The 11,901-nt window shown below is 75.3% G+C and carries 10 protein-coding genes; 8 read left to right on the top strand and 2 right to left on the bottom strand.

The annotated features are described in order from the left end of the window. The first annotated feature begins 45 nt into the window (after nt 1–45). From VE614_RS02555 to VE614_RS02525, 7 genes are all read left to right on the top strand, one after another. Nucleotides 46–822: a lysophospholipid acyltransferase family protein gene (locus tag VE614_RS02555; protein WP_324931380.1), complete on the top strand. Its 777-nt coding sequence runs from the start codon at nt 46–48 to the stop codon at nt 820–822. 45 nt (nt 823–867) lie between these two features. Beyond that, nucleotides 868–2,085 (top strand): MacS family sensor histidine kinase, encoded by a 1,218-nt coding sequence (gene macS / locus VE614_RS02550; RefSeq protein WP_324931199.1) that lies wholly within the window; start codon nt 868–870, stop codon nt 2,083–2,085. Next, nucleotides 2,082–2,756: a response regulator transcription factor gene (locus tag VE614_RS02545; RefSeq protein ID WP_324931197.1), complete on the top strand. Its 675-nt coding sequence runs from the start codon at nt 2,082–2,084 to the stop codon at nt 2,754–2,756. The genes macS and VE614_RS02545 overlap by 4 nt, the downstream gene beginning before the upstream one ends. Nucleotides 2,757–2,901: 145 nt before the next feature. Beyond that, entirely contained in the window at nt 2,902–3,930 is a 1,029-nt protein-coding gene (locus tag VE614_RS02540; protein WP_324931194.1) for a 6-phosphofructokinase, read from the top strand. Between the two features lie 34 nt (nt 3,931–3,964). Beyond that, nucleotides 3,965–8,188 (top strand): CHAT domain-containing protein, encoded by a 4,224-nt coding sequence (locus VE614_RS02535; protein WP_324931191.1) that lies wholly within the window; start codon nt 3,965–3,967, stop codon nt 8,186–8,188. Nucleotides 8,189–8,216: 28 nt separating this feature from the next. Next, nucleotides 8,217–8,558 (top strand): hypothetical protein, encoded by a 342-nt coding sequence (locus VE614_RS02530; protein ID WP_324931188.1) that lies wholly within the window; start codon nt 8,217–8,219, stop codon nt 8,556–8,558. Nucleotides 8,559–8,568: 10 nt separating this feature from the next. Further along, nucleotides 8,569–9,426 (top strand): hypothetical protein, encoded by an 858-nt coding sequence (locus tag VE614_RS02525; protein ID WP_324931185.1) that lies wholly within the window; start codon nt 8,569–8,571, stop codon nt 9,424–9,426. Nucleotides 9,427–9,544: 118 nt separating this feature from the next. Here the strand turns inward: VE614_RS02525 and VE614_RS02520 are convergent, their stop codons facing one another. Together VE614_RS02520 and VE614_RS33650 are read right to left on the bottom strand one after the other, a co-directional pair. Beyond that, a complete protein-coding gene (locus VE614_RS02520; RefSeq protein ID WP_324931183.1) occupies nt 9,545–11,425 on the bottom strand; it encodes an anthranilate synthase family protein in 1,881 nt (626 codons plus the stop codon). Between the two features lie 109 nt (nt 11,426–11,534). Next, nucleotides 11,535–11,603, bottom strand: a complete 69-nt coding sequence (locus VE614_RS33650) for a trp operon leader peptide (RefSeq protein WP_414719489.1) — start codon at nt 11,601–11,603, stop codon at nt 11,535–11,537. 107 nt (nt 11,604–11,710) lie between these two features. On the opposite strand from VE614_RS33650, the gene VE614_RS02515 reads away from it, so the two are divergent. Further along, nucleotides 11,711–11,901: 3-deoxy-7-phosphoheptulonate synthase (locus VE614_RS02515; RefSeq protein WP_324931179.1), on the top strand; the 191-nt coding region annotated here is incomplete at its 3' end.

Below are 11,901 nucleotides of genomic sequence, written 5' to 3'. Positions count from 1 at the left end.
GTCTGATCCACAGACACAGGAGGCACTCGGTTGTTGTACGGCGCGATGAAGGTCACCGTCGGGGGTTCGCTGAAGCTCGTCTTCAGGCCCTGGGTGGAGGGCCTGGAGAACGTTCCCGCCGAGGGCCCCGCGATCCTCGCGAGCAATCACCTGTCCTTCTCGGACTCGTTCTTCCTGCCCGCGGTGCTCGACCGGAAGGTCACCTTCATCGCGAAGGCCGAGTACTTCACCACCCCCGGGGTGAAGGGCCGGCTGACCGCCGCGTTCTTCAAGGGCGTCGGCCAGCTCCCGGTGGACCGCTCCGGCGCGCGCGGCGCGGGCGAGGCGGCCATCAGGAGCGGCATCGAGGTGATCGAGCGCGGCGAGCTGTTCGGCATCTACCCGGAGGGCACCCGCTCGCCCGACGGCCGGCTCTACCGGGGCAAGCCCGGCGGCCTCGCGCGCGTGGCGCTCGCCACCGGCGCGCCCGTCATCCCGGTCGCCATGATCGACACGGAGAAGATCCAGCCGCCCGGGAAGGTCGTCCCCAAGGTCATGCGGCCCGGCATCCGCATCGGCAAGCCCCTCGACTTCAGCCGCTACCAGGGCATGGAGCACGACCGTTTCGTGCTCCGCGCGGTGACCGACGAGGTCATGTACGAGATCATGAAGCTCTCCGGCCAGGAGTACGTCGACATGTACGCGACCGCCGCCAAGCGGCAGATGGCGGAGGCGGCCAAGGCCGAGAAGGAGGCGGCGAAGGCGGCCAAGGCCGCGCTCGCGCAGGCCGAGAAGGAGCAGGCCGACAAGGAGAGGGCACACCGGGAGCAGGCGGACCGGTAACGGTCCGGGCCCCGGCCGCGTCGGTCCGGGGTGGGGGGTGGGGACATGGCCAAGCGCGAGAGAGTCATGAGGATGTCCGTCGAGCAGCCGCTGTGGCGTGCGCTCGCCGGCTTCCGGGTGCTGACCATGCTGTACGCGATCGGCCTGTTCTGCACCGCCTACGGCGAGTTCCCGCGCCCGTGGATCGCCGTCGGCTACTACGTCGTCCTCGCCGGATGGACCCTGGCGACCCTGCCCAGGGTCGCGAGCGAGGCCGCCTGCACCAAGCGCTTCCTCGCCGTCGACCTGACCATCGCCGTCACCGGCATCCTGCTCACCATCGCGGCCGACGCCCACCAGCGGATCATCGAGGGCGGCCCCACCCTGCCGTCGATATGGACCGCCGGCTCCGTCCTGGCCTTCGCCATCAAGGGCGGCTGGCGGTGGGCGGCCTTCGCGTCCACCGCGGTCGCCGTCGCCAACCTCATCGAACGCGGCGCCCCGGCCCGCGACACCGTCCACAACGTGATCCTGGTCTGGGTCGCCTCCATCGCCATCGGCTACGTCGTCGAGGTCGCCCGCGCCTCCGAGCGCACCCTCGCCCGCGCCCTGGAGATCGAGGCCGCCACCCGGGAGCGGGAGCGGCTCGCCCGGGACATCCACGACAGCGTGCTCCAGGTGCTGGCCATGGTGAAGCGCCGCGGCGCCGCCCTCGGCGGTGAGGCGGCCGAGCTGGGCCGGCTGGCCGGCGAGCAGGAGGTGGCGCTGCGCACCCTGGTCTCCGGCGGGCTGGTGCCCGTTTCCCGGGTCTCCGAGGACACCGCCCGAGGCGCGGTCGTGCGGGCCGTGGAAGAGCCGGACGACACCGACGGCCCCGTCGATCTGCGCGGCCTGCTCCTGCCGTACGCGGGCGCCCGGATCCATGTCGCGGAGCCCGGCGCCCCGGTCACCCTGCCGGCGGACGCCGCCCGGGAGCTGGCCGCGGCCGTCGGCGCCGCCCTGGACAACGTGGAGCGGCACGCCGGGGAGCACGCGCACGCGTGGATCCTCATCGAGGACGAGCCCGGCGAGGTGATCGTCACCGTCCGCGACGACGGGCCCGGCATCCCCGAGGGGCGTCTGGCGCAGGCCGAGGGCGAGGGGCGGATGGGTGTGGCCCTGTCCATCCGGGGCCGGCTGCGCGACCTGGGCGGCAGCGCGGAGCTGATCTCCACGCCCGGACAGGGCACCGAGGTCGAACTGAAGGTCCCGAAGAACGAACCGATGGCACGGGGGAAACGATGAGCGAGCAGCAGGCGATCAAGGTCATGGTGGTCGACGACCATCCGATGTGGCGCGACGCCGTCGCCCGCGATCTTGCCGAGTCCGGCTTCGAGGTGGTCGCCACCGCGGGCGACGGCGAGCAGGCGGTGCGCCGCGCCAGGGCCGCCGCCCCGGACGTACTGGTCCTCGACCTGAACCTGCCCGCCAAGCCCGGCGTCCAGGTCTGCAAGGAGGTCGTCGCCGCTGACCCCGCGCTGCGCGTCCTGGTGCTGTCCGCAAGCGGGGAGCACGCCGACGTCCTGGAGGCGGTGAAGTCCGGCGCGACCGGCTATCTGCTGAAGTCGGCGTCCACGGAGGAACTGCTGGACGCGGTGCGCCGGACCGCCGTCGGCGACCCGGTGTTCACCCCGGGCCTCGCGGGCCTGGTCCTCGGCGAGTACCGCAGGCTGGCCTCCGAGCCCGCGCCCGCGCCCGACACCGACCAGCCGGGAGCGCCCCGCCTCACCGAGCGGGAGACCGAGGTGCTGCGCCTGGTCGCCAAGGGCCTGAGCTACAAGCAGATCGCCGAACGCCTGGTCATCTCGCACCGCACGGTGCAGAACCACGTCCAGAACACCCTCGGCAAGCTCCAGTTGCACAACCGGGTGGAGCTGGTGCGGTACGCCATAGAGCGCGGCCTCGACGAGGAGTAGAACCCACGCCGCGGTTCGGCCGACCCGTGGCACCGCGCCGGAACCACCCTCCCGGGCCCTGCCGAAGTGACCTGGGTCACCCCTAGCCTGCTCGTACGGCACACCGCACGGCATGGCATACGGCAACCCGGCGAAGGGACTTTCCATGCGGGTCGGAGTACTGACCGGAGGCGGCGACTGCCCCGGGCTCAACGCCGTCATCCGGGGCATCGTCCGCAAGGGCGTGCAGGAGTACGGCTACGACTTCACCGGCTACCGGGACGGCTGGCGCGGTCCCCTGGAGGGCGACGTCACGCGCCTCGACATCCCCGCCGTACGCGGCATCCTCCCGCGCGGCGGCACCATCCTCGGCTCCTCGCGCACCAACCCCCTCAAAGCGGAGGGCGGCATCCGCCGGATCCAGGAGAACCTGGCCGAACAGCGGGTCGACGCACTGATCGTGATCGGCGGCGAGGACACCCTCGGGGTCGCCGCCCGGCTCTCCGGTGAGCACGGGATCCCCTGCGTCGGCGTCCCCAAGACGATAGACAACGACCTGTCGGCCACCGACTACACCTTCGGCTTCGACACAGCCGTGGGCATCGCCACCGAGGCCATCGACCGGCTGCACACCACCGCCGAGTCCCATATGCGGGTCCTCGTCGTCGAGGTGATGGGCCGCCACACCGGCTGGATCGCCCTGCACTCCGGGCTGGCCGGCGGCGCCAACGTCATCCTCATCCCCGAACAGCGCTTCGACGTCGACCAGGTGTGCGCCTGGGTGACCTCCCGGTTCCGGGCGTCGTACGCGCCGATCGTCGTCGTCGCCGAGGGCGCCATGCCCAGGGACGGCGACATGGTCCTCAAGGACGAGACGCTCGACTCCTTCGGGCACGTCCGGCTCTCCGGCGTCGGCGAGTGGCTGGCCAAGGAGATCGAGAAACGCACCGGCAAGGAGGCCCGTACCACCGTCCTCGGGCACGTCCAGCGCGGTGGCACCCCCAGCGCCTTCGACCGCTGGCTCGCCACCCGCTTCGGCCTGCACGCCATCGACTGCGTCCGCGACGGCGACTTCGGCACCATGGTCGCCCTGCGCGGCACCGACATCGTCCGCGTGCCCATCGCCGAGGCCACCGCCCGGCTCAAAAGGGTGAAGCCGGAACTCTACGAGGAGGTCGGGGTGTTCTTCGGGTGACGGGGCGTCGACCGAACTGAGGGACGGGGGAGCCATGGCGGGCTGGTGGAACACGCTGGGACTGCGCGGCCTGCTGGAGCGGCACGGGCCGGCGCTGCGCGCCGTCTGGCCCGCGTTACGCGACGGCAGGCCCCTGCCGCCCCCACGGCCCGTGGAGGCGGGTTCGCTGGCCGCCCTGTCCGCGGCGGCGGTGAAGGCGGCGGCCGGCGGCGAGGACGCGCCGGAACTCTCGGCCGCCCTCCTCGCCGCCGCCGTCCTGCACCGCGCCGAGCGGGCGACCGTCCCCCCGGCCATGCGCCCCCTGGTCGACCCGTCGGCCGAGGTGGACGCCGCCGCCGCGCTCGCCGCCGGCAGCCTCGCCGCCGGACTCGCGGCCCGCGCCCGCGCCGCGGCCACCCCGGACTGGCTGCGCCCCTGGTGCCTGGACGCAGCCCTGCTCTGCGGCACCCGCGCGCTGAACGGCCCGCCCCCGAACCCCTCGGCCCACGGGATCGTCCACGATCTCCTCGCCCACCTCGCGGAACAGCGCTTCGCGCGGGACGCCGACCCCGCCGACGAGGAAGCCGCGATCCGCCACGCCCGCGCCGCCCACCGGGCCGCCGCACCGGACACCGCGCCGGCCCGCGCCGCCCATCTCGCCCGCCTCCTCTCCGAGCGGGCCGCACGGCTGCGCGACTCCTCCCTCGCCGAGGACGCCCCGGCCCTGGCCCGCTCCGCGCTCGCCGCTCTGGACCCGGCGAGCCGCGCCTGGCTGGGCCAGGCCGCGAACACGCTGGGCATCCTGCTCCAGGCCACCGCCCAGGAGCGCAAGGACGTCACCCTGCTCGACGAGACCCTGGAACTGATGCGCCGCATGCGCGGCCACCCCCACCACCACCTCGTCGACGACACCATGCGGCGCAGCTACGCCGGGGTGCTCGCCCAGCGCTTCGCCCGCGGCCGCGACCCCGAGATCCTGGACCAGGCCATCGAGGCCTACGCGACGCTGTACCGCGCGGAGCCCGCCCGGTACGCCGCCGACCTCGGCCGCCACCACCAGTACCGCTACCAGCTGCGCGGCGACCCCGCGGACCGGCGACTCGCCCTGCGGCTGATGGCCGAGGGCCTGAGCGGCGACCGACCGCGCGCGGAGGCGGTGACGTCGTACGCCGCCGCCGCGATGCACGAGTACCGCGAGCACGGCGACCCGGAGGTCCTCACCCGGGCCCTCGCCACCGTGACCCGGCTGACCGCGCCGGGCGCTCCGCACGCCGACCACAGCCGGACCCTCAGCACCCTCGCCGACCTGCTGCTCGCCCAGTCCGAGCTGGACCGGGGCAGCGGCCTCGACCGCGCCGAAGCCGCCGCCCGCCGCGCCCTGGAGGTGGCCGGCACCCCCGCCGACCGGGCCGGCGCCCTCGCCCGGCTGGCGGAGGTCCTGGTCAACCGCTACCGGGACACCCTCGACCTCGCCCTGCTCGACGAGGCGGTCGCCGCCGGCCGCGAGGGCTTCGCCGTCCTGCCGCCGGAGGCCGACATGCCCGCCCAGCTGCCCGCCGGGCTGATCATGGCGCTGATCGAGCGGTACACCCGGGTCCGGCATCTCGCCTCGCTCCGCGAAGCCGTCACCGCGGCCCGGCAACTCGCCGACGCCACACCCGAGTTCGGCGCCGAGTACCCGGTGATCCTCGGCACCCTGGTGAGCCTGCTGGTCGAGTACGCGCGGGAGACCGACACCCCCGCCGAACTCGACCACGCCCAGGAACTCGTCGAACGCGCCCTCGCCGGCACCACACCCGGCCACCAGTGGCGCGCCCGTCTCCAGAACGCCCTCGGCGGCGTCCTCCTCGCCCGCGCCCGCCGGCCCGGCGCCCCGCCCGAGGCCGCCGACACCGCCGTACGCCACTTCGAGGCGGCCCTGCGGGACGACCCGCGCGACGACCCCCAGCACAGCGCCGCCGCCCTGCGCGCCAACCACGCCCACGCCCTGTGGGAACGCCACCGGCACCGCGGCGACCGGGCCGACCTGGACCGGGCGGTCGAGGCCGCCCGGACCGCCCTGCGCCGGCTGCCCCCCGAGGCGCCGGGACGCGGCGGTGCCCTGGTCGCCCTGTCCCGCGCGCTCAGCGAGATCGCCCGCGTCGACGGCGGCCACGACGCCGTACGCGACGAGGAACTCGCCGTGAACGCCGAACTGGCCGCCGACCCGGCCCAGTCCGCCCTGGTGCGCACCTCGGCCGCGCTCGAACTGGCCACCGTGGCGCGGGAGACGGGGGACACCGAGCGGTCGCTCGCCGCGGCCCGCAGCGCCATCGAGACGCTGCCGCTGCTCGCCTGGCGCGGGGTCGACCGGGCGGACCAGGAGGAGATGCTCGGCCGCGTGGCCGCCGCCGGGTCGTTCGCCGGGCTGATCGCCCTGGCCGCCGGGCGGCCCGCCGAGGCACTGGAACTGGTGGAGGCCGGCCGTGGGGTGCTCGCCGCCCAGGCACTGGAACTGCGCACCGAGACGGAGGAACTGGCCGCCGCCGCACCGGAACTCGCCGCCCGGCTGGACACGCTGCGCAAAGCCCTGGACCAGGCCGCCGGGGAGGGTGCGTCCGGTGAGGAGGGCGACCGCCGCCACCGGCTGGCCCGCGAGTGGCAGGAAACCCTCGAGGCGATCCGCGCCCGCGACGGCTTCCGGGACTTCCTGCGCCCGCCCCGCGCCGAGCAGCTGCTCGCCGCGGGCGCCGAAGGGCCGGTGGCCGTGATCACCGGTGGCCCGGACCCCGGTGGTCACGCCCTGCTGCTGACCGGTCCCCACGCGGCCGACCTGAGGGTTTGCGACCTGCCCGAATACTCCGACACCGAGGCCCGGGAGCGCGCCGGGACGCTGCTCGCGGCCGCCGCCGCGGCGGCCCGCTCCGGCCTCGCCCGCGCCTTCGCCGAGCAGGCCGTCGCCGATGTGCTCGACTGGCTGTGGCGCACGGTCGCCGCGCCCGTGCTCGACGCCCTCGGCATCACCGGGCCGCCGCCGCCCGGCGAGCCGCCGCCCCGGCTGTGGTGGTGCCCCGCCGGAGCGCTGTCCTTCCTGCCGCTGCACGCCGCCGGGGAGGTGCCGGACCGGGTGGTGTCCTCCTCCACCCCGAGTGTCACCGCCCTGCTGCGCGCCCGCGCCCGGCGGGCCCCCGCCGCGGACGCCCGCCCGCTGATCGTCGCCGTCCCCGAACTCGACGGCCTCGCCCCGCTCCCGGGCGCCCTGCGCGAGGCGGGCCTGGCCCACGCGGCCATGGGCGGCACCCTGCTCAGCGGGGACGCGGCCCGTCCCGAGTCGATACGGCGTGCCCTCACCGCCCACTCCTGGGCCCACTTCGCCTGCCACGGCGTACAGGACCCGGAACGCCCCTCCGAGGGACGGCTGCTGCTGCCCGGCGGCGCACTGTCGGTCCTGGACGTCTCCCGGCTCGACCTGCCCGGCGCGGAGTTCGCCTACCTCTCGGCCTGCGAGACCGCCGTCGGCGGCACCCGCCTCCCCGACGAGGCCCTCCACCTGGCAGCCTCCCTCCAACTCGCCGGTTTCTCCCAGGTCATCGGCACCCTCTGGCGCGTCGACGACGAGTCGTCGGCGGAGATCGCCCGGGGGGTGTACGAGACACTGGCGGCGGACAGGGCACACGGCCCCTCGCCGGACCGGGCGTCCGGTACTCCGGTCCCAGCCCCCACGGAAGCCCTCGTGGCGTCCGGCCCCGCGACCCCGCACACCGGCCGCGCCCGCGTTGCGGGTGGTCCGGACGGTGCGGGCCCCGGCGGTGCGGGCCCCGGCGGCGCGGGCCCCGGTGGTGCGGGTCCGGGCCGCACGGGTCCGGGCAGCGCGGCTACGGGCAGCGCGAGTCCGGGCGCCACCGGCCCCGGTGCGGCAGACCCCGGCGGTGCGGGTCCCGGTGCGGCAGACCCCGGCGGTGCGGGCTCCGGTGCGGCAGACCCCGGCGCCACCGGCCCCGGTGACACACGTCCGGGCGGTGCGGGCAGCGCGGATACGGCCGACACGGACCTGGGCGGCGCGGGCCCAGGGGCCACGGGCCCCGGCGGTCCAGACCCGGACGGCGCGGGTGCCGACGAGGTGGGGCCACGCGGCGCCGGCCCGAGCGGTGCGGTTCCGAGCGGCACCGTACCCGCCCCCCGCCCGGCGAGCGGCGCCCCACCCGCCGCCCTCGCCCTGCACCTCGCGACGCGGCGGCTGCGGGAGCGGTGGCCGGAGCGCCCGCTCAGCTGGGCCGCGCATGTCCATTCGGGGGCGTGAGCGGGACGGTCCGCCCTACGATCGACCCGTGGAACCAGCCGAGGACGACCTGCATGCCGAATTCTGCCGGGAGTTGGCCACGCTGCGCCTGCTGAGCGGCCCCCGGCGAGCGGCCCTGGAACAGGCGGTGCGGCGCCTGCGCGAGGGCGCCGACTTCGACGAGGTGCTGCGCTCCCTCGACGTCACCGTCACCGGGCCCCTGCTCGCCCGGCACGCCCCCACCCCGGTCGGCGCCCCCGGCCCGCCCGTGGAGGGCGTGTACCTCTGCCCGGCCGGCCGCTGCGGACGCGTCGAGCAGCGCCGGGCCGGGCAGGGTCCCCCGGAGTGCCTGGTGCACGAGCGGGTGCTCAGCTTCGTCGCGGACGCCTGAGGGCCGCCGGGTGACGGGCTTCCTCGCCGAACTGGGCCGCAGGCTGGCCGAACGCTGGTTCACCCTGCTGGTGCTGCCGGGCCTCGGCTATCTGATGGTGGCCGTGGCGGCGGCCGAGCTGGGCCGGAGCGGCTGGTCCGACTGGCGCGCCCTGGGGGAGGCCTTCGCCGCGCTCACCCAGGGCGAGCCGGACCGGCAGAACGCCCTGGCGGTCCGCGCGGTCCTGCTGATCGTGGCCGCGCTTCCGCTGTCGGCCGGCCTGGGCCTGCTCGCCCAGGCCCTCGCCGGCCCCGTGGAGCGCGCGCTCGCGGGTGCCTGGCCACGCCCTTTCACCGCGCTCGCCGCCCGCCGCACCGCCCGCCGGTCCGCCGCCTGGCACGCGGCGGACGCCGCCTACCGGGCCGGCGGCCGCGCCGAGGACGCCGCCCGCCGCAACGCGCTCGCACTCGTTCCGCCGCGGCACCCGACCTGGCTGGGCGACCGGCTGCACGCTCCCGCCGTACGGCTCCGCCAGGAGTACGGCATCGACCTGGCCACCGTCTGGCCCCGGCTGTGGCTGCTGCTGCCCGCCGCCACCCGCGACACCCTCACCGAGACCCGCGCCCGCCTCGACACCGCGTTCACGCTCGGCGGCTGGGCGGTGCTGTATCTGCCGCTGGCCGTCCTGTGGTGGCCGGCCGCGCTGATCGCCCTGGTCGCGGCCACCGTCGCCCGGCACCGGGCCCGCCTCGCCGCCGAGGTCTACGCCGAGCTGGTCGAGTCGGCCGTGGACCTCCATCTGGACCGCCTGCTGACCCGCCTGGCGGAACCCCGCCCCTCCCCCCAGCAGGGCCGAGCCCTGACGGAACGCCTGCGCAGAGGCACCTGACGGGTGCGGGCCGTATCGATGTGCGGCTCCGCCGCGGGTGTGACCAGCCACAGTCGGCCCGCGCGCCGACTTCGACTTCCGCCTCGACGGACTGATGGGCCGCGACATGCGTCCTGGACTACCGGGCCGGCCGCCGCTCGGAGAACGTGCTGGTGCCCCGCAGCTGACCGACCAGCTCCCGGACCACCGCCGCCCCGTTCAGCGTCAGCACCGACTCCGGATGGAACTGCACGCCCGCGAAGCCGGGGCCGCGCAGCGCGTGCACCTCTCCGTTCGCCGCCCGGCTCACCTCCACCCCGTGGGCCGCCAGCTCCGCCGCCGCCGCGTCGTCGCAGCGGGCCGTGAAGCTGTTGTAGAAGCCGACGGTCTCCGGCCGCCCGAACAGATCGATCTCCGTCTGCGCCCCCTGGTAGGGCACCTCCTTGCGGACGATGGCCAGCCCCAGCTCGGCCGCGATCAGCTCGTGCCCGAGGCAGACGCCGAGCACCCCGTGCCGGTGCCCCCGGATCACCTCGGCGGTGAGCCCCCGCAGGAACCGCATCTTCGGGTCGTCGGCGTCACCCGGATCGCCCGGCCCGGGGCCCAGCACCAGCGGCCCCTCGTGCGCGAGCACCGCCTCCCGCAGCCCCGGCTCGTCGAAGCGCCGCACGGTCACCTCGAGCCCGGCCGACCTCAGCACATGCGCCAGCATCGCGGTGAAGGTGTCCTCCCCGTCGACGACCAGCGCGTGCCCGTCCAGCTCGGCGGACCGCTCCCGCATCCGCAGCCAGAACGGCGCCAGCGAGGCCCGCCGCCCGTCCAGGACGGCCCGCACCCGCGGATCGTCGGCCAGCCTCGGCCGTACGGCCTCCTCGCGCGGCCGGGACGGACGCGCCCCGAGCGCGGCCAGCACCCCCGCCGCCTTGGCGTGCGTCTCCGCGACCTCGCTCGCCGGGTCCGAGCCGCGCACGAGGGTCGCGCCCACCGGCACCCGCAGCCGTCCGGCCGCGTCGATGTCCGCCGTACGGATCAGGATGGGGGAGTCCAGCGTCTGCGCCCCGCCGGAGTCCCGGCCGAGCAGGGCCAGCGCGCCCGCGTAGTAACCGCGCCCTCCGGTCTCGTGGCGCTCGATGACCCGGCACGCGTTCTGCACGGGCGAGCCGGTGACGGTCGCCGCGAACATGGTCTCCTTCAGGACCTCCCGCGCGTCCAGGGAGGACCGGCCGCGCAGCTCGTACTCGGTGTGCGCGAGGTGCGCCATCTCCTTCAGCCGTGGCCCGACGACCACCCCGCCCATGTCGCCGACGGTGCACATCATCTTCAGCTCCTCGTCGACGACCATCGACAGCTCCTCGATCTCCTTGCCGTCGGCGAGGAAGGAGAGCAGGTGCTCGGGGGTGGGTCCGTCGGCGGGATAGCGGTACGTCCCGCTGATCGGGTTCATGACGACCGTGCCGCCGCTCATCCGCACATGCACCTCCGGACTGGCCCCGACCAGCGTCCGGTCCCCGGTGTGCACCACGAACGTCCAGTACGCGCCCCGCTCGCCCGCCAGCAGCCGCCGGAACAGCGCCAGCGCGTCGGCGCGGCCGAACCCCGGGACCCGCCCCTGATAGGTCCGCCGGATCACGAAGTTCGCGCCCGCGCCGCGCCCGATCTCCTCGTCCAGCACCCGGCCGACGATCTCGGCGTACTCCTCGTCGGCGACGTCGAAGCCGCCGCCCTCGACCCGCACCTCGTGCGCCGGCAGCCGGTCCAGAACCTCGGCGAGCGGGATGCGGTGGGTCTCCTCGGGGGTGAGCACCAGCAGCGGGGTGCCGTCGTCGCGGACGTCGAAGCCGCGCTCGCGGATCTGCCGGAACGGCACCAGGGCCAGGCCCTCGTCGGGCAGGTCGGCGAGCCGCTCGTACTCCGTCACCGGGCCGAGCAGCAGCTCGGCCGTGTCGTGGTCGTGCCCGGGGGTGCGGCGGCGGAGCAGGGCGAAGGGGCGGGGATCGTGCGCGAGCCGTGCCAGGTCCATGGTTCCTCTTCCGTGAGTATCGAACTCGTGGTGATCGAATGAGGAACGGCCGGGAAAACACCGAAGGCCGCCCCTCGGGCGGCCTTCGCGAAGTCGTGCGTACGCGCAGTCAGTGGGCCGCCGGAGAAGCGGTCCACCACCAGTTCTGGATGCAGGTCTGGATCGAGTGCGCGAACATGCGGCGACCCTACCCCATGCCCCGGGCGGTGTCCGGGGATCGTCGGGTGCGTCTCATTTGCTGGGCGCGGTCCGGGAGCCCGCACCTCACCCCGTAATGTTGAGGTCGTGACCGTGAACGCTAAGACCAGCGCGAGCGCTGGCAACACCTGGCGAGACCTGCCCGCGGCGCAGCAGCCCGAGTACCCCGACCCCGAGGCTCTGCGCAAGGTGATCGCGGACCTCGAGTCGTATCCGCCGCTCGTCTTCGCGGGCGAGTGCGACCAGCTGCGCGCCCGGATGGCGGCCGTCGCCAAGGG

The organism is Streptomyces sp. (assembly GCF_035645055.1).
Taxonomy (GTDB): Bacteria; Actinomycetota; Actinomycetes; order Streptomycetales; family Streptomycetaceae; genus Streptomyces.
The sequence above is the reverse complement of the archived record's forward strand: the minus strand, read 5'-3'. Positions and strand labels throughout refer to the sequence as shown.